This is a genomic window from Salmonella sp. SG203 (genome assembly GCF_013350575.1).
GTDB lineage: Bacteria > Pseudomonadota > Gammaproteobacteria > Enterobacterales > Enterobacteriaceae > Salmonella > Salmonella enterica.
In genome coordinates, this window is sequence record NZ_SNMT01000010.1 from 113,527 (window position 1) to 136,999 (window position 23,473).

Sequence of the window (23,473 nt, forward strand, 5' to 3'; positions counted from 1 at the left end):
AAGGGGCTTATGGCCCCTTTTTTGTCTTTATTCTGGAGAATTTATTATGGCGAAAGAATTTGGTCGCCCTCAGCGCGTAGCGCAAGAGATGCAAAAAGAGATCGCAATCATCCTGCAGCGCGAAATTAAAGACCCGCGCCTGGGCATGATGACTACCGTCTCCGGTGTCGAAATGTCCCGCGATCTGGCATACGCCAAAGTATTCGTGACGTTCCTCAACGATCAGGACGAAGCGGCTGTGAAAAACGGCATTAAGGCCCTGCAGGAAGCGTCTGGTTTCATCCGCAGCTTGCTGGGTAAAGCGATGCGTCTGCGCATCGTACCGGAACTGACCTTCTTCTACGACAACTCGCTGGTGGAAGGGATGCGTATGTCCAACCTGGTGACTAACGTGGTGAAACATGACGAAGAACGTCGTGTGAACCCGGACGACAGCAAGGAGGACTGATGAGTCGTCCTCGTCGTCGTGGCCGCGACATTCACGGCGTTCTGCTGCTGGATAAGCCGCAGGGTATGTCCAGCAATGACGTGCTGCAAAAAGTTAAGCGCATCTACAATGCCAACCGCGCCGGGCATACCGGCGCGCTGGACCCGCTGGCGACCGGCATGTTGCCGATTTGCCTCGGCGAAGCGACAAAATTTTCGCAGTACCTGCTGGATTCTGACAAACGCTATCGTGTTATTGCCCGTCTGGGGCAGCGCACGGATACCTCTGACGCCGATGGTCAAATCGTGCAGGAACGTCCGGTAACCTTCAGCGCAGAGCAACTTGCGAGCGCGCTGGAGACTTTCCGCGGCGATATTGAGCAGATTCCGTCAATGTATTCGGCGCTGAAGTATCAGGGTAAGAAACTGTACGAATATGCGCGTCAGGGCATTGAAGTGCCGCGCGAAGCCCGCCCGATTACCGTCTACGAACTGCTGTTTATTCGCCATGAAGGTAACGAGCTGGAGCTGGAAGTTCATTGCTCCAAAGGCACCTATATTCGTACCATTATTGATGATTTAGGTGAGAAACTGGGCTGTGGCGCGCACGTAACGTACCTGCGTCGTCTGACGGTCAGCAAGTATCCGGTGGATCGTATGGTGACGCTGGAGCATTTGCAGACGCTGGTAGCACAGGCGGAACAGCAGGGCGTTCCGGCGGCGCAGTTGCTCGATCCATTATTGATGCCAATGGACAGTCCAGCTTCGGACTATCCTGTTGTTAATCTACCGTTAACATCTTCGGTATACTTCAAAAATGGCAACCCGGTTCGTACCGCGGGCGCGCCGTTGAAGGGACTGGTTCGTGTGACGGAAGGTGAAGACGATAAATTTATCGGTATGGGCGAAATTGACGACGAAGGCCGTGTCGCGCCTCGTCGGCTGGTAGTAGAGTACCCAGCGTAATGTCGCTTCGTCTTGCGATAAGAGAGCGCTGCGAGTAGAATACCGCCGCTTAACGTCGCGTAAATTATTTAACAGTTTACGCGGCGTACACTGGGATCGCTGAATTAGAGATCGGCGTCCTCTCATTCTTAAATACTTTGGAGTTTTAAAATGTCTCTAAGTACTGAAGCTACAGCTAAAATCGTTTCTGAGTTCGGTCGTGACGCAAACGACACCGGTTCTACCGATGTTCAGGTTGCTCTGTTGACTGCACAGATTAACCACCTGCAGGGTCACTTTGCAGAGCATAAAAAAGATCACCACAGCCGTCGTGGTCTGCTGCGTATGGTTTCTCAGCGTCGTAAACTGCTCGACTACCTGAAACGTAAAGATGTTGCACGCTACACCGCGCTGATTGAGCGTCTGGGTCTGCGTCGCTAATTCTTTCGAGTTTCAGAAAGAGGGGGCCTTCATGGCCCCTTTTTTCCAGCAGATGGCAGCAATTCGCTGGAAACTAATGTATTGTTGCTATGAATGATCTTCCGTTGCAGAGGTTCGCGCGGCTAATGAGAGGCTTTACCCATATCAGGGTTAGGGTTGTCATTAGTCGCGAGGATGCGCAGAAGATCGGGTATTAACGACGGCGCGTATTATGCCGTCAAAAATTGGAAAGGATATTATTTTGCTTAATCCGATCGTTCGTAAATTCCAGTACGGTCAGCATACCGTTACGCTGGAAACTGGCATGATGGCGCGTCAGGCCACTGCCGCTGTTATGGTAAGCATGGATGACACCGCCGTATTCGTTACCGTTGTCGGCCAGAAAAAAGCCAAGCCAGGCCAGGACTTCTTCCCACTGACCGTTAACTATCAGGAGCGTACCTACGCTGCTGGTCGTATCCCGGGCAGCTTCTTCCGTCGTGAAGGCCGTCCAAGCGAAGGCGAAACCCTGATCGCGCGTCTGATTGACCGCCCGGTTCGTCCGCTGTTCCCGGAAGGTTTCGTTAACGAAGTGCAGGTTATTGCGACCGTCGTTTCCGTTAACCCGCAGGTTAACCCGGATATCGTGGCGATGATCGGCGCATCCGCTGCGCTGTCGCTGTCAGGCATTCCGTTCAACGGCCCAATCGGCGCGGCGCGCGTAGGTTACATCAATGACCAGTACGTGCTGAACCCGACCCAGGACGAGCTGAAAGAAAGCAAGCTGGACCTGGTGGTTGCCGGTACCGAAGCGGCTGTGCTGATGGTGGAATCCGAAGCTGAACTGCTGAGCGAAGACACTATGCTGGGCGCGGTGGTATTCGGTCACGAGCAGCAGCAGGTTGTTATCCAGGCGATCAACGATCTGGTGAAAGAAGCCGGTAAACCGCGTTGGGACTGGCAGCCGGAAGCCGTCAACGACGCGTTGAACGCGCGTGTTGCTGCGCTGGCTGAATCTCGTCTGAGCGACGCGTACCGCATCACCGATAAACAAGAGCGCTATGCTCAGGTTGACGTAATCAAATCCGAAACCATCGAGCAGCTTATTGCAGAAGATGAAACTCTGGATGCTAACGAGCTGGGCGAAATCCTGCACGCTATCGAGAAAAACGTGGTGCGTAGCCGCGTACTGGCAGGCGAGCCGCGTATTGATGGCCGTGAAAAAGACATGATCCGTGGTCTGGACGTGCGTACTGGCGTACTGCCGCGAACTCACGGTTCCGCTCTGTTTACCCGTGGTGAAACGCAGGCGCTGGTTACCGCGACTCTGGGTACTGCCCGTGACGCGCAGGTGCTTGATGAACTGATGGGCGAGCGCACTGACAGCTTCCTGTTCCACTACAACTTCCCTCCGTACTCCGTAGGCGAAACCGGCATGGTCGGTTCTCCGAAGCGTCGTGAAATTGGTCACGGTCGTCTGGCGAAGCGCGGCGTGCTGGCAGTGATGCCGGACATGGATAAATTCCCGTACACCGTTCGCGTGGTGTCTGAAATCACCGAATCCAACGGTTCTTCTTCTATGGCTTCCGTGTGCGGCGCTTCTCTGGCGCTGATGGACGCTGGCGTACCAATTAAAGCCGCCGTAGCAGGTATCGCTATGGGTCTGGTGAAAGAAGGCGACAACTACGTTGTACTGTCTGACATTCTGGGCGACGAAGATCACCTGGGCGATATGGACTTCAAAGTGGCGGGTTCCCGCGACGGTATCTCTGCGCTGCAGATGGATATCAAAATTGAAGGTATCACCAAAGAGATCATGCAGGTTGCGTTGAACCAGGCTAAAGGCGCGCGTCTGCACATCCTGGGCGTGATGGAACAGGCGATCAACGCGCCGCGCGGCGATATCTCTGAATTTGCGCCGCGTATCCATACCATCAAGATCAGCACGGACAAGATCAAAGACGTGATCGGTAAAGGCGGTTCTGTGATCCGCGCGCTGACTGAAGAGACCGGCACCACCATCGAAATTGAAGATGACGGTACTGTGAAGATCGCGGCGACCGACGGTGAAAAAGCGAAATACGCTATCCGTCGTATCGAAGAGATCACCGCAGAGATCGAAGTCGGCCGTATCTACAATGGTAAAGTGACCCGTATCGTTGACTTTGGCGCGTTTGTTGCCATCGGCGGCGGTAAAGAAGGTCTGGTTCACATCTCTCAAATCGCGGATAAGCGTGTAGAGAAAGTGACCGATTATCTGCAGATGGGTCAGGAAGTCCCGGTTAAGGTTCTGGAAGTTGACCGCCAGGGCCGTGTACGTCTGAGCATTAAAGAAGCAACCGAGCAGTCTCAACCTGCGGCTGCGCCGGAAGCTCCGGCGAGCGAACAGGCCGAGTAAGGTAGCCTTTTGCCCTCCGCAGTGCGGAGGGCTTTAGACCTGGCTGGACGCCTTGTTGAGCCACCGGGGAACAGGACGTTCATTCAATCGTTGTCTTCGGGAGTGGGAAATGAAGCCTTTTTTGCGCTGGTGTTTCGTTGCGACAGCACTTACGCTTGCAGGATGCAGTAATTCCGCCTGGCGTAAAAGTGAAGTCCTCGCAGTACCATTGCAACCGACTTTACAGCAGGAAGTGATTCTGGCGCGTATGGAACAGATTCTTGCCAGTCGGGCTTTAACCGATGACGAACGCGCACAGCTTTTATATGAGCGCGGAGTGTTGTATGATAGTCTTGGTTTGAGGGCATTAGCGCGAAATGATTTTTCACAAGCGCTGGCAATCAGACCGGATATGCCTGAAGTATTCAATTACTTAGGCATTTATTTAACGCAGGCAGGCAATTTTGATGCTGCCTATGAAGCGTTTGATTCTGTACTAGAGCTTGATCCAACTTACAACTACGCGCACTTAAACCGCGGTATCGCATTGTATTACGGCGGCCGTGATAAGTTAGCGCAAGATGATCTGCTGGCGTTTTATCAAGACGATCCCAATGATCCTTACCGCAGCCTGTGGCTGTATCTTGTTGAGCAGAAGCTTAATGAGAAGCAGGCGAAAGAAGCGTTAAAAGCACGCTTCGAAAAATCGGATAAAGAGCAATGGGGATGGAACATTGTCGAGTTCTACCTGGGCGACATTAGCGAAGCAACGCTGATGGAAAGGCTCAAGGCGGACGCAACGGATAACACCTCGCTCGCTGAGCATCTCAGTGAAACCAACTTCTATTTAGGTAAGTATTACCTAAGTCTGGGGGATTTGGACAGCGCCACGGCTCTGTTCAAACTGGCGGTGGCCAACAACGTTCATAACTTTGTTGAGCACCGATACGCATTGTTGGAATTATCGCTCCTGGGCCAGGACCAAGATGACCTGGCAGAATCGGACCAGCAATAGCTGACGAACATATCAGCCCGTAATCTTTTTGATTGCCATCACCTTCGCGGGTGAGGGCGTTGTTGTTCGTTAATACACCTACTTTGAGCCGGTTCACACTTTTCAATGAAAATTGCAGATCAATTTCATGATGAGTTATGTAGACTGGCCGCCATTAATTTTGAGGCACACGTACTACATGGCTGAATTCGAAACCACTTTTGCAGATCTGGGGCTGAAGGCTCCTATCCTTGAAGCCCTTACCGATCTGGGTTACGAAAAACCATCTCCAATCCAGGCAGAGTGCATTCCGCATCTGCTGGGCGGTCGCGACGTGCTGGGCATGGCCCAGACCGGTAGCGGCAAAACCGCAGCGTTCTCTTTACCGCTGCTCAACAATCTTGATCCTGAGCTGAAGGCACCTCAGATTCTGGTGCTGGCGCCAACCCGCGAACTGGCGGTACAGGTTGCCGAAGCCATGACGGATTTCTCTAAACACATGCGCGGCGTAAACGTGGTTGCCCTGTACGGCGGTCAGCGTTATGACGTGCAGTTACGCGCCCTGCGTCAGGGGCCGCAGATCGTTGTCGGTACGCCGGGACGTCTGCTTGATCACTTAAAACGCGGCACCCTCGACCTCTCTAAACTGAGTGGTCTGGTGCTGGATGAAGCCGACGAAATGCTGCGTATGGGCTTCATCGAAGACGTTGAAACTATTATGGCGCAGATCCCGGAAGGTCATCAGACCGCTCTGTTCTCCGCCACCATGCCGGAAGCGATTCGTCGCATTACCCGCCGCTTTATGAAAGAGCCGCAGGAAGTGCGCATTCAGTCCAGCGTGACTACCCGTCCTGACATCAGCCAGAGCTACTGGACTGTCTGGGGTATGCGTAAAAACGAAGCGCTGGTGCGTTTCCTGGAAGCGGAAGACTTTGATGCGGCGATTATCTTCGTGCGTACCAAAAACGCGACCCTGGAAGTAGCAGAAGCGCTGGAACGTAGCGGCTACAACAGCGCCGCGTTGAATGGCGATATGAACCAGGCGCTGCGTGAGCAGACTCTGGAACGCCTGAAAGATGGTCGTCTGGACATCCTGATCGCTACCGACGTTGCGGCACGTGGTCTGGACGTTGAACGTATCAGCCTGGTGGTGAACTACGATATCCCGATGGATTCCGAGTCCTACGTTCACCGTATCGGTCGTACCGGCCGTGCGGGTCGCGCCGGTCGCGCGCTGCTGTTCGTTGAGAACCGCGAGCGTCGTCTGCTGCGCAACATCGAACGCACCATGAAGCTGACCATTCCGGAAGTGGAACTGCCGAACGCAGAACTGCTGGGTAAACGCCGTCTGGAAAAATTCGCCGCGAAAGTTCAGCAGCAACTGGAAAGCAGCGATCTGGATCAGTACCGTGCGCTGCTGGCGAAAATCCAGCCGTCTGCTGAAGGTGAAGAGCTGGATCTCGAAACGCTGGCTGCCGCACTGCTGAAAATGGCGCAGGGCGAGCGTCCGCTGATTCTGCCGCCGGATGCGCCGATGCGTCCTAAGCGTGAATTCCGTGACCGTGACGACCGTGGTCCGCGCGATCGTAATGACCGTGGCCCGCGTGGCGACCGTGAAGAACGTCCGCGTCGTGAACGTCGTGACGTTGGCGATATGCAGTTATACCGCATTGAAGTGGGCCGTGATGACGGCGTTGAAGTTCGTCATATCGTGGGCGCTATCGCTAACGAAGGCGACATCAGCAGCCGTTACATTGGTAACATTAAGCTGTTCGCGTCTCACTCCACCATCGAGCTGCCGAAAGGTATGCCGGGCGAAGTGCTCCAGCACTTCACGCGTACTCGCATTCTGAACAAGCCGATGAATATGCAGCTGTTGGGTGATGCGGTTCCGCACGCGGGCGGCGAACGTCGCGGCGGTGGTCGTAGCTTCAGTGGCGAACGTCGTGAAGGCGGTCGTAATTTCAGCGGCGAACGTCGTGAAGGCGGTCGTGGTGATGGTCGTCGCTTCAGCGGCGAGCGTCGTGAAAGCCGTGGTCCGCGTCGTGATGACTCTACCGGTCGCCGTCGTTTCGGCAGCGATGCGTAACTCACGCTGACCTGCGCATTCACAGCGTAAAGTAAAATATACAGCCCCGATCGTCACAATCGGGGCTTTTTTTATTTCTTTTGTACTCGTGTACTGGTACAGTGCAACGTATTGAGAGATAGTCACATTATAAATGACTGGAGAGAGCTGAATGGCAACACTTACCACCACCCAAACGTCACCTTCGCTGCTTGGCGGCGTGGTGATTATCGGCGGCACCATCATTGGCGCGGGGATGTTCTCCCTGCCGGTGGTCATGTCCGGGGCGTGGTTCTTCTGGTCGATGGCGGCGCTGGTCTTTACCTGGTTTTGTATGCTGCACTCCGGGCTGATGATTCTCGAAGCCAACCTTAACTACCGCATAGGTTCGAGTTTCGACACCATCACCAAAGATCTGTTGGGGAAAGGCTGGAACGTGGTCAACGGCATTTCTATTGCCTTTGTGCTCTACATCCTGACTTACGCCTATATCTCGGCGAGCGGCTCAATTCTGCATCATACCTTTGCTGAGATGTCGCTGAACGTTCCGGCGCGAGCTGCAGGTTTTGCCTTTGCGCTGCTGGTGGCGTTTGTCGTGTGGCTGAGTACGAAGGCGGTCAGTCGGATGACGGCGATTGTACTGGGCGCGAAAGTGATTACTTTCTTCCTGACCTTCGGCAGCCTGTTGGGGCACGTTCAGCCTGCCACGTTGTTTAACGTGGCTGAAAGCCACGCGTCATATACGCCGTACCTGCTGATGACGCTGCCATTTTGTCTGGCCTCTTTTGGTTATCACGGTAACGTACCGAGCCTGATGAAATATTACGGCAAAGATCCGCGTACCATCGTCAAATGCCTGATTTATGGGACGTTACTGGCGCTGGCGCTCTATTCCGTCTGGCTGCTGGGGACGATGGGCAACATCCCGCGTCCGGAATTTATCGGCATTGCGCAGAAAGGCGGCAATATTGATGTGCTGGTACAGGCGTTGAGCGGCGTGCTGAACAGCCGCAGCCTGGATCTGCTGCTGGTGGTGTTCTCTAACTTTGCTGTCGCCAGTTCCTTCCTTGGCGTGACGCTGGGGCTGTTTGACTATCTGGCGGATCTGTTTGGTTTTGACGACTCGGCAATGGGGCGTTTTAAAACGGCGCTGCTGACGTTTGTGCCGCCAATTGTCGGTGGCCTGCTGTGGCCGAACGGCTTCCTGTACGCCATTGGCTATGCAGGTTTAGCTGCAACTATCTGGGCGGCCATTGTGCCTGCGCTGTTGGCGCGTAAATCTCGCGAACGTTTCGGCAGCCCGAAATTCCGCGTCTGGGGCGGTAAACCGATGATTGCCCTGATTCTGGTCTTCGGTGTCGGCAACGCGGTTATCCATATTCTGTCGAGCTTTAATTTGCTGCCGGTGTACCAGTAACGTTATTGTGCCGGATGGCGGTTGCATCTTATCCGGCCTACTTGATGCTGTAGGCCCGGTAAGCGAAGCGCCACCGGGCAAAACAATGCGCTACCCCAACAATTCCTGCTTCACATCCATCGCTAAATCAAACGAATGCAGGCGTGCCTGGTGGTCGAAAATCTGCCCGTTTACCATAATTTCATCCGCCTGGGTTTCCCGCAGAATGGACACCAGCCCGTGGCGGACTTTCGCTTTATCACCGACCAGCGACATACTCAGCGCCTGCTGCACGCCATACTGCTCGGATGGCGACCAGAAGGTCTCCATATTCTCAATCGGCGGCGGCAGTTGGCCGGTTTCCCCACGGCGTAGCTTCACGAAAGCCTGCTGCATGGAGGTAAACAGGAATTCGGCGTCGCGGTTGCTGTCGGCGGCGATAATATTGATACACACCATCGCGTACGGTTTTTCCAGCCGCGCTGAAGGTTTGAACTGGGTACGGTACAGATGCAGCGCCTGGAACAACATATCCGGCGCGAAATGCGAAGCAAAGGCGAACGGCAGGCCAAGCTGGGCCGCCAACTGTGCGCTATACAAGCTGGAGCCCAGCAGCCAGACCGGGACCTGCTCGCCGTAGCCGGGCACCGGGCGCACATGCGGATTAGGGTCGCGAGCGTCGAACCAGTCCACCAGCTCTGCGACATCGCGTGGAAAGTTATCGATATCGCCGCTCATATGGCGACGTAGCGCGCGCATCGTCGGCTGATCGCTACCCGGCGCGCGTCCCAATCCTAAGTCGATACGTCCCGGGTAGAGCGTATTCAGCGTGCCGAACTGCTCGGCAATCACCAGCGGTGAATGGTTAGGCAGCATCACGCCGCCGGAGCCAAGATGTAATGTTGTGGTATTGGCCGCCAGATAACCAATCAATACCGAGGTCGCCGCGCTGGCGATACCGGTCATGTTGTGATGTTCCGCCAGCCAGTAGCGGTGATAACCGCGCTTTTCAGCCAGCCGTGCGAGATCCAGCGAGTGCGTGAAGGCTTCTTTTGCCGAAGATCCTTCAGGGATCGGCGCCAGATCCAGCACCGAGAACGGAATAGTTTTGTCAGTCATAACGGCTCACTTTGTTACCGGTTAATCTTTTAATACTGCATTAAAGATTAGCGAATGTTGTTAACAAAGTGAGCTTTATGAGACTGACGGCAAAAACAATGCCCGATGGCGCTGCGCTTATCGGGCCTACGGGATCGCTATTTGTAGGCCGGATAAGGTATTTATGCCGCCATCCGGCTAGGCCTGTAGCTCCAGCCCGGCCAGCCGCTTCCAGTAGCCGTTGCAGTCGCTATGCGCGGCAAGCGCTAATGGCGCGCCGCCGTTTTCGTTAGCGCGAAAGGCATCAAGCATGGCAAATGTCTCCGTCCCCAACGGCGACAGCCGCACGATATCGACCAATCCCTGCATCGACGTCAGTTCGTTGCCAAGGTTATAGACATAGCCGCTCATGGTCTGAATACCGTTAAGCACAAACACCTGCTGATTCTCTTGCGAGAGCACGTCACGACCGTTTGGATACTTGATACAGCAGGTTTCGCACTCATCTTTCGGGCGGTCTTCCGAACGGGCGGTAAAGCAGCGAGCGGAGTAGGCCAGCGGCAGATGCCCGTAGCTCAACACTTCCACTTCAAACTGATTGCGGATGCCCAGTTCATCGCACTGATTAAGCAAATTCACCAGCCAGTCGCGAGACAGCTCCACCGGCATACACCAGCGTACCATGCCTTCTTTCAGCAACCGGCGCAGCGTGACCGCGTTGTAGCAGTTCAGCGCATGGCCGGCGACAAACGGCAGTTTGCGCTCGGCGCACAGATTCACCACGCCAAGATCGCTGGCTTCCAGCAGAAAATCGCCGTTGTCCACATAGCGTTTCAGCTCGCTTAATTCAGATGACGCCTGTACCAGCGCCAGGGTGGAGAGCACCACCTGCTTACCGCTGGCGGCGAGGGATTTCGCCATTTCCAGCCAGTCGCCGACTTTGGTTGCGCGACGCTTGCTGCACACCGCTTCGCCCAGATAAATGACATCAGCGCTGCTTTTTGCGGCCTGCTGATAAAAATCTTCCAGCGTCTCTTTCGGCCAGTAATAAAGCACCGGTCCTAAGGAATATTTCATAGCTCCTCTCACTGCCATTTACGGTGATATGCGCCAAGCGTGGTTTGGGTGCCTTCGGACATCGCGCCGAGCGTCTCCATCCAGTCGCGCTGTGGAACGAAGTTTTGCGGGGCGGCTTTGCAGCGATCGATCGCCTGGCGCCACACTTTCGCCACCTGGCTGACGTAGGCCGGGCTGCGCTGGCGGCCTTCGATCTTCACCGAAGCGATGTTCGCCGCCATGAGCTCCGGCAGCAGTTCCAGCGTGTTCAGGCTGGTTGGCTCCTCCAGCGCGTGATAGCGCTCGCCGTCCACTAAATAGCGGCCTTTACACAGCGTTGGGTAGCCTGCGTTTTCGCCATCCTGGTAACGGTCAATCAGGACATCATTCAGGCGCGATTCCAGCCCCTGCGGCGTTTGCTGCCAACGGACAAAGCGGGCGGGAGAGCAGGCGCCGACGGTATTGGGCGACTCCCCCGTCAGGTAGGAAGAAAGATAGCAGCGACCTTCCGCCATAATGCACAGGCTGCCAAACGCGAATACCTCCAGCGGCACCGGCGTGACGCGGGCCAGTTGTTTTACCTGGTGAATCGACAGTACACGCGGCAGTACTACACGGTGGACATCAAAGTTGCGGTGATAAAAGCGAATCGCCTCTTCGTTGGTTGCCGAGGCCTGAACGGAAACATGGCGCTCAATATGCGGGTAACGCTCTGCGGCATATTCCAGCATAGCGAGGTCGGCAAGAATCAGCGCGTCGGCGCCAAGCTGCGCCGCCATATCCACGGCGCGCTGCCAGCGGGCATAGCCGTCCGGATGCGCAAAAGTATTAATGGCGATGTGTAATTTGCGGCGATGCTGGTGAACAAAACTCACCGCTTCCTGCAATTTTTTTTCGGTAAAGTTAAGGCCGGCAAAATGACGGGCATTGGTATCGTCTTTTAACCCGATATAAACGGCGTCAGCGCCGTTTTCGATGGCCGCCTTCAGCGCCGGGAGATTTCCGGCAGGGCAGAGCAGCTCCATAATTTATCCTGAGGGTTACGTCTGAGACGCAAAATTGTTAACGAACAGGGATTTTAGTTAACCTTGCTGCGACAATTTTTGATTTAAGGCAGTTAAAGGCGTATTGGTAACACCAATAATGGGGTAGAAAATCAGACCCAATTGTTGATTTACGCCGCCATGTGATTTATTGGATATGGCAAAATAACAGGACTATTGAAACAGGGAGTAAAGCTCGTGTTAGATAAACTGCGTTCACGCTTAGTCCATGCTGGCCCGTCTCTGATGAGTGTACCGGTTAAACTGACGCCCTTTGCGCTAAAGCGCCAGGTTCTGGAACAGGTTCTGAGCTGGCAGTTTCGTCAGGCGCTGGCCGATGGAGAGCTGGAATTCCTCGAAGGTCGTTGGTTAAGCATTCATGTTCGTGACATCGACTTAAAATGGTATACCACGGTTGAAAATGAAAAGCTGATCGTTAGCCAGCAGGCGGATGCTGACGTCAGTTTTAGCGCCGACGCCAGCGATCTGCTAATGATAGCTGCCCGTAAACAGGACCCGGATACGCTCTTTTTCCAGCGTCGACTGGTCATTGAAGGCGATACTGAGTTAGGGTTGTATGTGAAGAATCTGATGGACGCCATCGAACTGGAGCAGATGCCGAAAGCGTTACGCGTTATGCTGCTGCAACTGGCGGATTTTGTTGAGGCGGGAATGAAAAACTCGCCGGAAACCAAACAGACCTCGGTAGGTGAACCATGCTAATTCGAGTAGAAATTCCTATTGATGCGCCTGGTATTGATGCGCTGTTACGCCGTTCATTCGAAAGCGATGCGGAAGCGAAGCTGGTTCACGATTTGCGTGAAGATGGTTTTCTGACGCTCGGACTGGTGGCCACGGATGATGAAGGTCAGGTGGTGGGCTATGTCGCCTTTAGTCCGGTTGATGTGCAGGGCGAAGATTTACAGTGGGTCGGCATGGCGCCGCTGGCGGTCGATGAAAAGTATCGCGGGCAAGGGTTGGCGCGCCAGTTAGTGTATGAAGGGCTGGATTCGCTCAACGAGTTCGGCTACGCGGCGGTCGTGACGCTGGGCGATCCGGCGTTATATAGCCGCTTCGGTTTTGAGCTGGCCGCGCATTACGATCTTCACTGCCGTTGGCCCGGTACGGAAAGCGCTTTCCAGGTACACCGTTTGGCTGAGGATGCGCTGGAGGGCGTGACGGGGCTGGTGGAGTATCACGACCACTTCAATCGTTTTTAAGCACCGGCGTTTGCAGGCTGGACAGCAGCGCCTCAAACGCTTCGCGTTCCGTCACAAGGCGCTCTTTCTGGCGCTTTGTGAGCTGTTTGATGCGATACTCTATGCGCAGGGCCAGCGAGCGATCGCCGACCTGCGCCGCAAACGCCAGCGTTAACTCGCCTTTTCCCCGTAATGCTTTTGCGCCTTTTCCCGTTTGATGCTGCCTGTAACGACGCGCCACATCGGTGGTTATTCCGGTGTAAAGCGCATTGTCTGCAGTACGAATCAGATACAGATACCAGGGTGTCATTGTCGCCATCAGCATGATAATTTTCAGGTTCCCAGTATAAGCGAGAATAAAGATGGACACACTTACCGCTATTGGCCGTTGGCTGGCGAAACAACACGTGGTGACCTGGTGCGTACACCATGAGGGAGAGCTGTGGTGCGCCAATGCGTTTTATTTGTTTGATGCGCAAAACGTCGCGCTGTATCTGTTAACGGATGATAAAACCCGCCATGCGCAAATGTCTGGCGCGTGCGCGCCAGTTGCGGGAACGGTCAATGGTCAGCCGAAAACGGTGGCGCGCATTCGCGGCGTACAGTTTAAAGGGGAAATTCGCCGTCTGGAGGGGCAGGAGAGCGACGCCGCGCGTAAAGCTTACCTTCGTCGCTTCCCGGTCGCCAGGGTGCTGCCAGCGCCGGTATGGGAAATCCGGCTGGATGAAATTAAATTCACCGACAACACGCTGGGGTTTGGTAAAAAACTGCACTGGTTACGCGACTCACGCGCCCAGCAGGCGTAGCGCCTCGCGGTTAAATGCCGGCAGGTCGTCAGGCGTGCGGCTGGTCACCAGCTGATCTTTATCGACGACGACTTCCTGATCGTAAAATTCCGCGCCCGCATTCTTCACATCGATAATAATCGGTTTCACCGCCGTGAGTTTGCGGCCACGAATGACATCGGCGCTGATCAACAACTGTGGGCCGTGGCAAATGGCAAAAACCGGTTTACCGCTGTTAACGAAATCGCGGGTAAAATCCACGAAACGGCTGTCGCCGCGCAGGTAGTCCGGCGAATGACCTCCCGGCAATAGCAAGGCGTCGAACTCGTCGGGACGAACGTCATCAATAGCCTTATCAATGGTGACGCTGGCCTCGCCTTTTTTTCCTTTCACCGTTTTACCCGCCTCTTTTTCGATGGTGATGACCTCATGGCCGGCCTGACGGAATTCTGCAGCCGGCGAGGTAAATTCTGAATCTTCAAATTCATCGGTAATCAAAACGGCAATTTTCTTACTCATGCGTTTCCTCCGCAGTGGTGGCGTCGGGTAAGGCAAATTTTCCACAATGATGGATACTTACCTCGTAGACTATTAAGCCTGGTCGATAGGGCCGAGAGTGCAAGGTGGACAAATCTGTAAAGGAGCGAGGATGAGTCAGGTACTGATTACCGGCGCGACCGGACTGGTCGGCGGACATCTGCTGAGAATGTTAATCAACACGCCGCAGGTGAGCGCTATCGCCGCGCCGACGCGTCGCCCGCTGACGGATATTGTCGGCGTTTATAACCCTCACGATCCGCAGCTTACCGACGCGTTAGCTCAGGTGACCGACCCGGTGGATATTGTTTTTTGCTGCCTGGGCACGACCCGGCGTGAAGCGGGAAGTAAAGCGGCGTTTATTCATGCGGATTATACGCTGGTGGTTGATACCGCGCTGACCGGGCGTCGACTGGGCGCGCAGCACATGGTGGTGGTCAGCGCAATGGGAGCAAACGCGCACTCTCCGTTTTTCTACAATCGGGTGAAAGGAGAAATGGAGGAGGCGTTAATCGCGCAAAATTGGCCTCGTTTGACGATTGCCCGACCTTCTATGCTGCTCGGCGACAGAACAACGCGGCGGGTGAATGAAACGCTTTTCGCTCCGCTATTCCGGCTGTTGCCAGGAAACTGGAAATCGATCGATGCGCGGGATGTGGCGCGGGCCATGCTGGCGGAAGCGCTGGCGCCAGCACAAGAAGGCGTGACGATTCTGACCTCATCGCAACTGCGGGAAAAAGCGGAGTAGCGAAGCCGGATGATTTACCGGATGGCGACGCGGTTTACACATTCTTATCGCCACCCGGCACACCGGTTACTTAATATACGTAAAGGCGGTGGTCACGCGTTTCACGCCGCTCACCCGGCTGGCGATGTCCGCTGCCGCTTTACCTTCACGTTCAGTCACCAGGCCCAGCAGGAACACTTCGCCATTTTCGGTGGTGACTTTCACATTTGACGATTTTACCTGATCGCTGGTCAGTAGCTGTGAGCGAACTTTCGTGGTGATCCAGGTATCGTTAGAGGCGGTCCCCAGGCCGATAGGCTGACCCTGGCGAATCTCGTTATAGACCTCGGTGGTGCCTTCAACGCCCATCGCTATCTGTTTCGCGCGTGCGGAGAGTTCGCTGTTTGGCGACTGGCCCACTAACAAAACTTTGCCCTGATAAGCCGTGACATTGATGCGCGTCTCTTTTTTGATTTGCTCATCTTTCGACAGCGCGCTGCTGACACGCAGTTCCAGCGTTCCGTCATCCACCTGGGTGCCCACGCTACGCGGGTCGGTTGCGGCTTTGGTGCCGACGGCTGCCGTACCCACTACCGCGGCGGCGACGCAACCTTGCAATAGCAACGCAGAAATAAGGACTGCGAGCGGCGAAAATGCCTTCATGTGTACTCCTTAATCATCCTGGTGAGGAAAAAGCGTGTTATCGATCAAATCGCACAGGCAGTTTACCGTCAGCATATGCATTTCCTGAATGCGCGCGCTGTGGTGTGAAGGGATACGAATTTCAACATCCTGCGGCCCTAATAGTCCGGCCAGCTCACCCCCGTCATACCCGGTTAGCGCCACAATGGTCATGTCACGTGTGACGGCTGCTTCAACGGCTTTTACGATATCGCGACTATTACCACGCGTAGAGATCGCCAATAAAACATCGCCTGCATGTCCCAGCGCCCGGACTTGTTTTGCATAAACTTCATCGTGCAGGCGATCGTTAGCGATCGCAGTTAAGACCACATTATCGGTATTTAGTGCAATGGCGGGTAAACTGGGTCGCTCCGTTTCAAAGCGGTTAATCATGCTGGCAGCAAAATGCTGTGCGTTGGCCGCGGACGTCCCGTTTCCACAACAGAGGATTTTGTTGCCGTTAAGCAGGGAATGAACCAGCGTCATGGCGGCGCGGGAAATGGCATCCGGAAGCGCTTCCGCCGCAGCAATTTGAGTTTGAATGCTTTCTGTAAAGCAAACTTTGATTCTTTCGAGCACGCTAATCCTTAAAATCTTCAATTATGAGTGGTCGTTAAACGCATCCCGAAACCACTCAATCTCATTTCCGGTGAAGGCTAACACATCGAACCGACAATCCACAGTATCAAAACTCCCATTCTGGCGGGCGAGCCACAAGCGGGCAGTATGTAATAATTTGTGTTGCTTGCTGCGGGTCACACTAGCCGCCGCGCCGCCATAAAGCCCGGAGCGCCGATAGCGGACCTCAACAAAAACCGTCGTTTTTCCGTCGCGCATGATCAGATCGATTTCGCCGCCGCGCTCGCGCACGTTGGCGGCGATAAACCGCAGTCCTTTGCTTTCCAGCCAGCGACGCGCGGCAGCTTCCCACGCGTCGCCAGCCTGTTTACGCGTTAGCTGGCGGGAACAATCTCCCCTTGCTGGTATTTGAGCCATGATAACTTCCTGTTAATCACACAATCCGGGCTGGCGGTTAATGCGCCGGTATTACCATTGATCTCAAATCCCTGCACCTGACGCATCTGCGAAAAGTGGTTCGCCAGCGTCCAGGCATCCACGCCCATGGCGTACATCCGCGCCAGAGAATAGTCGTTATGTACAGCGCTCAGCGCCTGCTGCATCAACGGCATATTACCGCCTGCCAGCATAGGAATTTCACTGTATTGCAAACCCTCCATTTCCAGACGGAAGTCGGGGCCGGAGGTGCCTTGCGCGCTGCGAGAGCTGGCATACAGCGTCGCGCCGCTCTGGGTGCCGTTACGCATGGCGATCATCGGTTTGATAAAGCCAATCTCTTCCGGCGTAGCCAGAATATAGACCGCGTCTACGCGTCCGCCGCTGGTGATTTGCGCGTCGGTCGGCGGCGCAGGGATGGTCAGACCGCCAATGGTGACGCCAGGCTGCGCAGGCACGCTGGCGGCGACCGGGCTGCCCGTCAACGCGATACCCGCGCCGCCGTTCACGCCCATTTTCAGCTCGGCTACGGAGCCGAATTTTTGCTGTAACACGATGCCGCCGCCCAATTTTTGCCACTCCTGGGTGAAGGCGTTCGCCACGCGATCGCCAAGCGCGCTGCGTGGGATCAACAGCAGCGGCGACTGCTTGCCCTGGTCATAAATATGATGCGCCGCGTCACGGGCTTCATCTTCCGGAGAGAGCGCGAAATAGCAGATATTAGGGAAGCTACGTACCGTTTCCGGCTGGTTGAGCGCCAGCACGTTGAGCGGCGTGTTGCTTTTCATCAGCGCTTCCACATTGTTTTTCAACAGCGGCCCGACCACGATACTGGCGCCGTCTTGCTGAACCTGAGCAAGCACCTGATCCAACGGCTGGGAAGAGGTATCGTAGATTTTTAATTCAGCGGAGGGATCCGCCGGCGCGCTTGTTGTAGCAGGGGGAGTTTGTGGCGCGCTGACTGGCGTAGCGGACTGGGCTGGAGCGTCATCGGTCAGATCGCTCACCGAGGCCTGCGACGGACTGGCGACGCCGTTGGTCATTTGTGGCTGCGTCTCCTCCACGCCAGGTTCTACCGGCGCGTCAGGCGCGGCGGCAGGCTGCATTTCCACCGCCTGGGTGCCGAGGTTTTTCGCGGCTTCGAAACCTTGCTGGATGGTACGGCCAAACACGGCAGCCTGACCGTTCAGCGGCAGCAGCAGAGCGATTTTGCTGGTGGAAGCTGGTTTAAAACGTTGTACATTGACGAGCTGCGTCGGCAGCATTTTCGCCCCCGGATTTTGCGGGTAGCGTTTTTGCCAGTCGGCGATCCCGGCTTTCAGCATGTCCGGATCGTTGCGGTTGTCAAACCAGACGCGTTGCAGATCCAGCCAGCCCTGAAGCACATTTTCATCGGCGTTGATAACCAGCGTCCTGGCCTGATCCGGCGTCATGGCGGAGAGCGCCTGCCAGGTGGCGTCGATATTTTTTTGTTTATCTTTCGCCGCCAGTAGCGGTTCCTGGGCGATTAACGCCCGCAACAGGGTAAGCGACGGGCGTCCCTGGCTGGCAACGATCTGCGCCTGCCAGTAACGCGCTTGCTGATGTGGCGCAAAGTCGGCGGGTTTTAGTTTATCCAGCAAGGCCTGCGCGCCTGCGACATCTTTTTGCGCCAGTTTGATTTCTACCGCTAATAAAGACTGTTCGCGACGCTGGGTATCGTTCAGATTTTGCGGGAGTTGGTTGAACAGGTCGACGGCCTGCTGGCTTTTTCCTTCTTTCAGCAGTGCATGAATGGCGAGTAATTGCCAGTTGGTCTTGCTATCATCTGCGCTTTGCTGCATCTGATGCAGGTAAAAGGCGGAGTCAGCTTGCGCTGAACCCTGCATATAGGCTGCGCTTTGATCTGGCGCCTGGGTGCCGCACCCGGCGAAAAGTAGCGCAGCCAGGACGACAGGCAGCGCGCGTGCGGCGTTCAAACGAGAAAATGTTGAGGGTACCATACTGTATCCAGTGATATTTTTTTACGCAATGCTCAATATTAAATCGGCAATACGGACGACACAATGAAACAAAACGAATCGGCGGATAATTCTCAGGGCCAACTCTTTATTGTACCTACTCCTATCGGTAATCTGGCGGATATTACCCAGCGTGCGTTGGAGGTGTTACAGGCTGTAGATCTGATTGCCGCCGAGGATACTCGTCACACCGGTTTATTGCTGCAACATTTTGGGATTAATGCCCGATTGTTCGCGCTGCACGACCATAACGAACAACAAAAAGCGGAAACGCTGGTCGCGAAGCTAAAAGAAGGGCAGAACATTGCGCTGGTTTCCGACGCCGGTACGCCGCTGATTAACGATCCGGGCTACCACCTGGTGCGTACCTGCCGTGAAGCGGGGATTCGCGTGGTGCCGCTACCGGGGCCATGTGCGGCGATTACCGCCCTGAGCGCCGCTGGCCTGCCATCTGACCGTTTCTGCTATGAAGGCTTTTTACCGGCGAAATCCAAAGGCCGCCGTGATGCGCTAAAAGCCATTGAAACGGAACCGCGAACGCTGATTTTTTATGAGTCAACCCACCGCCTGTTAGATAGCCTGGAAGATATCGTCGCGGTATTGGGAGAATCCCGTTATGTGGTGCTGGCGCGTGAGCTGACCAAAACCTGGGAAACCATTCACGGCGCGCCGGTTGGCGAGCTGCTGGCGTGGGTCAAAGAAGATGAAAACCGTCGCAAAGGCGAAATGGTGCTGATTGTCGAAGGCCATAAAGCGCAAGAAGACGACCTGCCCGCCGACGCGCTGCGCACGCTGGCGCTGCTACAGGCAGAACTGCCGCTGAAAAAAGCGGCGGCGCTGGCAGCAGAAATTCACGGCGTGAAGAAAAATGCGCTGTATAAGTATGCGCTGGAGCAGCAGGAAGAATAAAAGCGAGCGCCCGGGAACCGCCTTTTATCGCCATCGCGTTAATACTCAATCAGGTGATTGATGTGGGTAAAGTGATGGGGGCATTGGGCGGTGATAGCGGACTGGACCTTTCCTTCGGGCTTACTCTCGCGATCAGCAACGCATAACCGACTCCTTTTTAGACGATCATTAGTTCCACGCCTGTTTTCGCTAATGCCGCTTTATCCTGTTTGCTGATGGTGTCATCGGTTATCACACAGTCGATCTTGTCCATCGGCAATACCTGGTTAAAGCCGCGACGGTTAAATTTGGTCGCGTCCAGTACCGCGATAACTTTGTGTGCCGCCGCCGCCATGACGCCGCTAATGGAATAACCTTCGTTAAACGTGGTAATACCGTTTGTCGCATCAATGCCATCCGCCCCGACAAACATGACATCGGCGCTGATGCCGTGTAGCGAGCGTTCCGCAATCGTGCCGTGCATTGAGTGGGTTTTATGCCGTACCGTACCGCCGCAGACCACCAGCGTGAGATCTTTATTTTCTGATAGCGTAAAAGCGGCAGGCAAGCTGTTAGTGATCACCGTAATATTGCTTTTTCGCGCGAGCGCTTCCGCAATCAGTAATGTTGTGCTCCCGCTATCCAGAATGATGGTCATTCCTTCTTCAACCATTGCCGCAGCCGCCTGGGCAATCCGCTTTTTCGGATCGCTGGCGAGTTGATACCGATCTTCCAGAATGACTTCCTGATTGTCGCCTTCCGCCAGATGACTTCCCGGTTTTGCCGCGCCGCCATGAAAACGGGTGACAAGGCCTTTCTCTTCCAGCAGACGCAGGTCAGCACGGATAGTCACTTCAGAAATACCAAAGGTATTTGAAAGGTCCATCACTAGCACGCTGCCTTGCGTATTAATCAGGTCGACAATTTTATTTCTTCGCTCAAATGAGTTCATATTGATTTGCCTGATAATTAACTGTAACTAGTTTAATCGAAGGATTGCGAAAGGTGAACGCTAAATTTCGAAAGGAAATGTGAGCCAGCGCAGGTTGCTGGCTCGTACCATCAGGAAAGTTGAAGTAAAATTTTGCCCTGCATGGGCGCGCCATTAAGCGCTTTGACTGCTTCTGCAAAGCTTTCCGCATCGCCGCGATGGGCAATGAGAGGGGCCAGTTGAAGACGTTTTTCAGCCAACAGGCGCGCTGCGGTTTCCCATTCCTCTCCTGGCCATGGCGCGGAGTAGTTCATCCAACTGCCGAGGAGCGTGAGCTCTTTACGCAAAATTAACCCGAATGTACGCGTTGTCAGGGTGAGATCGTGATGTAACGTCCCCACCAGCGCCAGTTGCGCGCGCGGCCCGGCGATATCGATAGCCAGCGAGACGGTCTGGGGAGTTCCTGCCGTTTCGAGAACCAGTTGATCAAACTGAATGTCGGACAACGCGGTCTGGATGTCGTCGGCGGTCATTTCCCGGCTATTACAGGTATGCGTTGCGCCGAGCGCTTTCGCAAGTTCCAGTTTCTGCGGATTGATATCAATCGCCGTTACGCTTCGCGCGCCCAGTTCCCGCGCGCACTGTAAGGCCAGCAGGCCAATTGTCCCGGCCCCGACGATAATTACGTTTTTCCCCTCGCAGCCCTGCGCCAGATGAAAGGCGTGTAAGCCCACGGTAATCGGTTCGATAAACGCGCCATCTTCAATTGGCATATCAGACGGCAAGCGGAAAAGATTGGCCCGTTTGACCACCACATATTCCGCATTACCGCCTTCGCTGCGCGATCCTACAAACTGATACTGTTTGCATAAAGAAAAGTAACCGCGTTCGCATTGCGGACAGTGAAAGCAGGGAAGAAGCGGGACACAAGCGACGGCATCGCCGGGCTGCATATCCGTTACGCCTGTGCCGTAGGATTCAACGTAGCCGCTGAATTCATGACCTAACGTAATAGGATAATAATGGGCGCCCTGCGCGAAAATACGCGGGATATCCGACCCGCAAAGCCCTGAGCTAACGACCTTGACCAACACATCGTCCTCGGCTTGCAGTTGTGGTAAGGGGCGTTCTTCAACGCGCACGTCTCCCTCAGCGTGAATAACCACTGATTTCATAACATTCTCCAGGAAGGTGAGGGGAGCGATTGCTCCCCTAAAATTAAGAGGCGATTTGACTTTGCTGTAGCGCCGTGGCTTTCTCAGCCGCGACAAACTGTCGGGCGCGACGCCAGGTCAGCAGTACGCCAGCCAGATAGATAATGGCAATGACGGCGAAGCCGACGATATTCTGCCAGGTAAAAAGTTGAATCAGCAGCCAGGTGATGGGGGAACCGCCCTGATCCAGCGAGGCGACTTGTCCGCCAGCTTTTAGCGCTCCGGCATTGGCAGCCAGTTGGGTATGCAGGCCAATCGTCTGGGTGGCTATCCACAGGGTGATGCCCATGATAATGACACCTGAAATCAGCGTGCGGAACAGGTTGCCCTGGTGTACCGCAACCGCCATCGCAATAAAGAAACCGATGGTGGCGAGGTCGCCGAACGGCAGCACCTGGTTCCCCGGTACTAAGACGGCAATCAGGATGGTCAGCGGAATGAATATCAGGCTCGCGGAGACAACAGAGGTATGACCGAGCAGTAGCGCTGGATCAAGGCCTATCAGGAACTCCTGCCCGCCAAATTTGGCCTGTAGACGTTTACGCGCATGTTTGGCGATAGGCGTTAGGCCATCCATAATAGGTTTAATGACGCGTGGCATAAGCAGCATCACCGCTGCGGTTTTGACCGCCAGTTGCAGAACGGCTTTGGCGTCGTAGCCTGCCAGTACACCAATCACCAGCCCCATCACGAAGCCGACAGTCACCGGCTCGCCAAACGGTCCGAAGCGTTTCTGGACATCGTCTGCGCTAAAGTGAATACGATTGAGACCCGGAATTTTTTCGATAATGGTATCAACGAGCACCGCCACGGGGCCCAGGTACGCGGATGAGCCGTGTGGGATTGCAATCCCCTCGAGGCCAAAATAGTCGCGGGTATCTTTGGCAAACCAGTCCCCCAGTTTGTAGACAAAGGCGGCATGAACCACAACGCCCAGAATCCCCAGCCAGTATGAACCGGTCGCCAGATGCAGCATGGCGCCCGTGAAGGTCATGTGCCAGATATTCCAGATATCGACATTCACCACGCGGGTCATGCAGGTCACCAGCATCAGGACGTTAACCCCGATGGCGACAGGGATCGCGACCAGCGCGATTTGTGACGCCCAGGTCATGGGCGATGAACCTGGCCAGCCGACGTCAATAACGTGGAGATTGATTTGGAAATGTTCCGCCATGGCTTTCGCCGCGGGGCCGATAGAATCCAGCATCAGGCCGATGACCAGACCAATACCCACGAAGCCGATACCAATATGCAAACCCGATTTAAAACAATCCCCAAGCTTCATTCCCAGCAGTTTAGAGAACACGATGATCACCAGAGGCAACATCACCGTTGGGCCTAAGTCGAGGATATAACGCATTATTTCGCTAAACATACGTTACCCCATGAGAATGGACAGAATTTTTTGCTGTAATGCTTCAATACCCACGCCGGAAACAAAAGGCATACCGTGAACGACGGGAATATCGCCAAAGGCGCGATCGACCCTGGCAGTGGTACAGATAAGATCGGCGCCGTCCATATAGGTTTCGATTTCGGTGACCCGGCATTGCACTAAGTCGAGCTCAATATGGTTGGCATCACATAGCTCTTTAATTTCTTCCGCAGCCATCGTTGAGGTTGCAACCGCACCGCCACAGGCCACAATTACTTTACGTTTCATAGGGT

Annotated in this window: 26 protein-coding genes; 13 read left to right on the forward strand and 13 right to left on the reverse strand. The window is 54.9% G+C overall.

Annotation, left to right across the window (positions count from 1 at the left end; all coding sequences use genetic code 11):
* The first annotated feature begins 46 nt into the window (after nucleotides 1-46).
* From rbfA to mtr, 8 genes are all read left to right on the forward strand, one after another.
* Nucleotides 47-448, forward strand: a complete 402-nt coding sequence (gene rbfA, locus HV477_RS15690) for a 30S ribosome-binding factor RbfA (RefSeq protein WP_001040200.1) — start codon at nucleotides 47-49, stop codon at nucleotides 446-448.
* A complete protein-coding gene (gene truB / locus HV477_RS15695) occupies nucleotides 448-1,392 on the forward strand; it encodes a tRNA pseudouridine(55) synthase TruB (RefSeq protein WP_000089672.1) in 945 nt (314 codons plus the stop codon). The genes rbfA and truB overlap by 1 nt, the downstream gene beginning before the upstream one ends.
* Before the next feature lie 150 nt (nucleotides 1,393-1,542).
* Nucleotides 1,543-1,812: a 30S ribosomal protein S15 gene (rpsO, locus tag HV477_RS15700; protein WP_000059465.1), complete on the forward strand. Its 270-nt coding sequence runs from the start codon at nucleotides 1,543-1,545 to the stop codon at nucleotides 1,810-1,812.
* A gap of 241 nt (nucleotides 1,813-2,053) precedes the next feature.
* Nucleotides 2,054-4,189, forward strand: a complete 2,136-nt coding sequence (gene pnp, locus HV477_RS15705; RefSeq protein ID WP_001670767.1) for a polyribonucleotide nucleotidyltransferase — start codon at nucleotides 2,054-2,056, stop codon at nucleotides 4,187-4,189.
* A 109-nt stretch (nucleotides 4,190-4,298) separates the two neighbouring features.
* Nucleotides 4,299-5,183 (forward strand): lipoprotein NlpI, encoded by an 885-nt coding sequence (gene nlpI / locus HV477_RS15710; RefSeq protein ID WP_000802069.1) that lies wholly within the window; start codon nucleotides 4,299-4,301, stop codon nucleotides 5,181-5,183.
* A 105-nt stretch (nucleotides 5,184-5,288) separates the two neighbouring features.
* Nucleotides 5,289-5,369 carry a protein YrbN gene (yrbN, locus tag HV477_RS15715; RefSeq protein ID WP_010723222.1) on the forward strand — a complete coding sequence of 27 codons (81 nt, stop codon included), beginning with the start codon at nucleotides 5,289-5,291 and terminating at the stop codon, nucleotides 5,367-5,369.
* Nucleotides 5,362-7,251, forward strand: a complete 1,890-nt coding sequence (gene deaD, locus HV477_RS15720; RefSeq protein WP_061375832.1) for an ATP-dependent RNA helicase DeaD — start codon at nucleotides 5,362-5,364, stop codon at nucleotides 7,249-7,251. The genes yrbN and deaD overlap by 8 nt, the downstream gene beginning before the upstream one ends.
* A gap of 151 nt (nucleotides 7,252-7,402) precedes the next feature.
* Nucleotides 7,403-8,647, forward strand: coding sequence for a tryptophan permease (gene mtr, locus HV477_RS15725; protein ID WP_000224387.1), 1,245 nt, complete (start codon nucleotides 7,403-7,405; stop codon nucleotides 8,645-8,647).
* Between the two features lie 90 nt (nucleotides 8,648-8,737).
* Here the strand turns inward: mtr and HV477_RS15730 are convergent, their stop codons facing one another.
* The 3 genes from HV477_RS15730 to HV477_RS15740 form a co-directional block, all read right to left on the reverse strand.
* Nucleotides 8,738-9,745, reverse strand: coding sequence for an LLM class flavin-dependent oxidoreductase (locus HV477_RS15730; protein ID WP_023243847.1), 1,008 nt, complete (start codon nucleotides 9,743-9,745; stop codon nucleotides 8,738-8,740).
* Between the two features lie 177 nt (nucleotides 9,746-9,922).
* Nucleotides 9,923-10,819, reverse strand: coding sequence for a U32 family peptidase (locus HV477_RS15735; RefSeq protein ID WP_077248493.1), 897 nt, complete (start codon nucleotides 10,817-10,819; stop codon nucleotides 9,923-9,925).
* Entirely contained in the window at nucleotides 10,810-11,805 is a 996-nt protein-coding gene (locus tag HV477_RS15740) for a peptidase U32 family protein (protein ID WP_000421309.1), read from the reverse strand. The genes HV477_RS15735 and HV477_RS15740 overlap by 10 nt, the downstream gene beginning before the upstream one ends.
* Before the next feature lie 216 nt (nucleotides 11,806-12,021).
* Here HV477_RS15740 and HV477_RS15745 point away from each other — a divergent pair, with 216 nt between their 5' ends.
* Nucleotides 12,022-12,546, forward strand: coding sequence for an SCP2 domain-containing protein (locus HV477_RS15745; protein ID WP_000884721.1), 525 nt, complete (start codon nucleotides 12,022-12,024; stop codon nucleotides 12,544-12,546).
* On the forward strand, nucleotides 12,540-13,043 hold the full coding sequence (locus tag HV477_RS15750) for a GNAT family N-acetyltransferase (protein WP_000908562.1): 504 nt from the start codon (nucleotides 12,540-12,542) through the stop codon (nucleotides 13,041-13,043). Before HV477_RS15745 ends, HV477_RS15750 begins: the two co-directional genes overlap by 7 nt.
* Here the strand turns inward: HV477_RS15750 and HV477_RS15755 are convergent.
* Nucleotides 13,030-13,347 (reverse strand): GIY-YIG nuclease family protein, encoded by a 318-nt coding sequence (locus HV477_RS15755; RefSeq protein ID WP_000928379.1) that lies wholly within the window; start codon nucleotides 13,345-13,347, stop codon nucleotides 13,030-13,032. The genes HV477_RS15750 and HV477_RS15755 overlap by 14 nt on opposite strands.
* Before the next feature lie 37 nt (nucleotides 13,348-13,384).
* On the opposite strand from HV477_RS15755, the gene HV477_RS15760 reads away from it, so the two are divergent.
* Nucleotides 13,385-13,828, forward strand: coding sequence for a YhbP family protein (locus HV477_RS15760; RefSeq protein WP_000380404.1), 444 nt, complete (start codon nucleotides 13,385-13,387; stop codon nucleotides 13,826-13,828).
* Here the strand turns inward: HV477_RS15760 and yhbO are convergent.
* Entirely contained in the window at nucleotides 13,808-14,326 is a 519-nt protein-coding gene (gene yhbO, locus HV477_RS15765; RefSeq protein ID WP_000037599.1) for a protein/nucleic acid deglycase, read from the reverse strand. The genes HV477_RS15760 and yhbO overlap by 21 nt on opposite strands.
* Nucleotides 14,327-14,456: 130 nt before the next feature.
* On the opposite strand from yhbO, the gene HV477_RS15770 reads away from it, so the two are divergent.
* The gene (locus HV477_RS15770; protein WP_001521094.1) at nucleotides 14,457-15,092 is read left to right on the forward strand and encodes an NAD(P)H-binding protein; all 636 of its coding nucleotides are present in this window, start codon (nucleotides 14,457-14,459) and stop codon (nucleotides 15,090-15,092) included.
* A 66-nt stretch (nucleotides 15,093-15,158) separates the two neighbouring features.
* Here HV477_RS15770 and dolP read toward each other — a convergent pair whose 3' ends face one another.
* The 4 genes from dolP to HV477_RS15790 are packed head-to-tail and all read right to left on the reverse strand — an operon-like array spanning nucleotide 15,159 to nucleotide 18,751.
* Nucleotides 15,159-15,734 carry a division/outer membrane stress-associated lipid-binding lipoprotein gene (gene dolP / locus HV477_RS15775; RefSeq protein WP_000643280.1) on the reverse strand — a complete coding sequence of 192 codons (576 nt, stop codon included), beginning with the start codon at nucleotides 15,732-15,734 and terminating at the stop codon, nucleotides 15,159-15,161.
* Nucleotides 15,735-15,743: 9 nt separating this feature from the next.
* Nucleotides 15,744-16,334 carry a DnaA initiator-associating protein DiaA gene (diaA, locus tag HV477_RS15780; protein WP_000893481.1) on the reverse strand — a complete coding sequence of 197 codons (591 nt, stop codon included), beginning with the start codon at nucleotides 16,332-16,334 and terminating at the stop codon, nucleotides 15,744-15,746.
* Between the two features lie 21 nt (nucleotides 16,335-16,355).
* Nucleotides 16,356-16,751 carry a YraN family protein gene (locus HV477_RS15785; protein ID WP_000057285.1) on the reverse strand — a complete coding sequence of 132 codons (396 nt, stop codon included), beginning with the start codon at nucleotides 16,749-16,751 and terminating at the stop codon, nucleotides 16,356-16,358.
* Entirely contained in the window at nucleotides 16,709-18,751 is a 2,043-nt protein-coding gene (locus HV477_RS15790) for a penicillin-binding protein activator (RefSeq protein ID WP_079899121.1), read from the reverse strand. The genes HV477_RS15785 and HV477_RS15790 overlap by 43 nt, the downstream gene beginning before the upstream one ends.
* Before the next feature lie 63 nt (nucleotides 18,752-18,814).
* Between HV477_RS15790 and rsmI the strand changes: the two genes are divergently transcribed.
* Entirely contained in the window at nucleotides 18,815-19,678 is an 864-nt protein-coding gene (gene rsmI, locus HV477_RS15795) for a 16S rRNA (cytidine(1402)-2'-O)-methyltransferase (protein WP_000812295.1), read from the forward strand.
* A gap of 157 nt (nucleotides 19,679-19,835) precedes the next feature.
* Here the strand turns inward: rsmI and HV477_RS15800 are convergent, their stop codons facing one another.
* The 4 genes from HV477_RS15800 to gatB form a co-directional block, all read right to left on the reverse strand.
* Nucleotides 19,836-20,609, reverse strand: a complete 774-nt coding sequence (locus HV477_RS15800; protein ID WP_001083899.1) for a DeoR/GlpR family DNA-binding transcription regulator — start codon at nucleotides 20,607-20,609, stop codon at nucleotides 19,836-19,838.
* 110 nt (nucleotides 20,610-20,719) lie between these two features.
* Entirely contained in the window at nucleotides 20,720-21,763 is a 1,044-nt protein-coding gene (gene gatD / locus HV477_RS15805; RefSeq protein ID WP_000844173.1) for a galactitol-1-phosphate 5-dehydrogenase, read from the reverse strand.
* 43 nt (nucleotides 21,764-21,806) lie between these two features.
* Complete coding sequence (locus HV477_RS15810) at nucleotides 21,807-23,180, reverse strand: galactitol-specific PTS transporter subunit IIC (protein ID WP_079899122.1); 1,374 nt, start codon at nucleotides 23,178-23,180, stop codon at nucleotides 21,807-21,809.
* Nucleotides 23,181-23,183: 3 nt separating this feature from the next.
* Nucleotides 23,184-23,468, reverse strand: a complete 285-nt coding sequence (gene gatB, locus HV477_RS15815) for a PTS galactitol transporter subunit IIB (protein WP_000824293.1) — start codon at nucleotides 23,466-23,468, stop codon at nucleotides 23,184-23,186.
* Between the last annotated feature and the right edge of the window lie 5 nt (nucleotides 23,469-23,473).

Bases quoted from the DNA above. Each gene is read 5' to 3' on its own strand.
- rbfA (WP_001040200.1), top strand. From the start codon at position 47: ATGGCGAAAGAATTTGGTCGCCCTCAGCGCGTAGCGCAAGAGATGCAA.
- truB (WP_000089672.1), top strand. From the start codon at position 448: ATGAGTCGTCCTCGTCGTCGTGGCCGCGACATTCACGGCGTTCTGCTG.
- rpsO (WP_000059465.1), top strand. From the start codon at position 1,543: ATGTCTCTAAGTACTGAAGCTACAGCTAAAATCGTTTCTGAGTTCGGT.
- nlpI (WP_000802069.1), top strand. From the start codon at position 4,299: ATGAAGCCTTTTTTGCGCTGGTGTTTCGTTGCGACAGCACTTACGCTT.
- yrbN (WP_010723222.1), top strand. From the start codon at position 5,289: ATGAAAATTGCAGATCAATTTCATGATGAGTTATGTAGACTGGCCGCC.
- deaD (WP_061375832.1), top strand. From the start codon at position 5,362: ATGGCTGAATTCGAAACCACTTTTGCAGATCTGGGGCTGAAGGCTCCT.
- mtr (WP_000224387.1), top strand. From the start codon at position 7,403: ATGGCAACACTTACCACCACCCAAACGTCACCTTCGCTGCTTGGCGGC.
- HV477_RS15730 (WP_023243847.1), bottom strand. From the start codon at position 9,745: ATGACTGACAAAACTATTCCGTTCTCGGTGCTGGATCTGGCGCCGATC.
- HV477_RS15735 (WP_077248493.1), bottom strand. From the start codon at position 10,819: ATGGCAGTGAGAGGAGCTATGAAATATTCCTTAGGACCGGTGCTTTAT.
- HV477_RS15740 (WP_000421309.1), bottom strand. From the start codon at position 11,805: ATGGAGCTGCTCTGCCCTGCCGGAAATCTCCCGGCGCTGAAGGCGGCC.
- HV477_RS15750 (WP_000908562.1), top strand. From the start codon at position 12,540: ATGCTAATTCGAGTAGAAATTCCTATTGATGCGCCTGGTATTGATGCG.
- HV477_RS15755 (WP_000928379.1), bottom strand. From the start codon at position 13,347: ATGCTGATGGCGACAATGACACCCTGGTATCTGTATCTGATTCGTACT.
- HV477_RS15760 (WP_000380404.1), top strand. From the start codon at position 13,385: ATGGACACACTTACCGCTATTGGCCGTTGGCTGGCGAAACAACACGTG.
- yhbO (WP_000037599.1), bottom strand. From the start codon at position 14,326: ATGAGTAAGAAAATTGCCGTTTTGATTACCGATGAATTTGAAGATTCA.
- HV477_RS15770 (WP_001521094.1), top strand. From the start codon at position 14,457: ATGAGTCAGGTACTGATTACCGGCGCGACCGGACTGGTCGGCGGACAT.
- dolP (WP_000643280.1), bottom strand. From the start codon at position 15,734: ATGAAGGCATTTTCGCCGCTCGCAGTCCTTATTTCTGCGTTGCTATTG.
- HV477_RS15785 (WP_000057285.1), bottom strand. From the start codon at position 16,751: ATGGCTCAAATACCAGCAAGGGGAGATTGTTCCCGCCAGCTAACGCGT.
- HV477_RS15790 (WP_079899121.1), bottom strand. From the start codon at position 18,751: ATGGTACCCTCAACATTTTCTCGTTTGAACGCCGCACGCGCGCTGCCT.
- rsmI (WP_000812295.1), top strand. From the start codon at position 18,815: ATGAAACAAAACGAATCGGCGGATAATTCTCAGGGCCAACTCTTTATT.
- HV477_RS15800 (WP_001083899.1), bottom strand. From the start codon at position 20,609: ATGAACTCATTTGAGCGAAGAAATAAAATTGTCGACCTGATTAATACG.
- gatD (WP_000844173.1), bottom strand. From the start codon at position 21,763: ATGAAATCAGTGGTTATTCACGCTGAGGGAGACGTGCGCGTTGAAGAA.
- HV477_RS15810 (WP_079899122.1), bottom strand. From the start codon at position 23,180: ATGTTTAGCGAAATAATGCGTTATATCCTCGACTTAGGCCCAACGGTG.
- gatB (WP_000824293.1), bottom strand. From the start codon at position 23,468: ATGAAACGTAAAGTAATTGTGGCCTGTGGCGGTGCGGTTGCAACCTCA.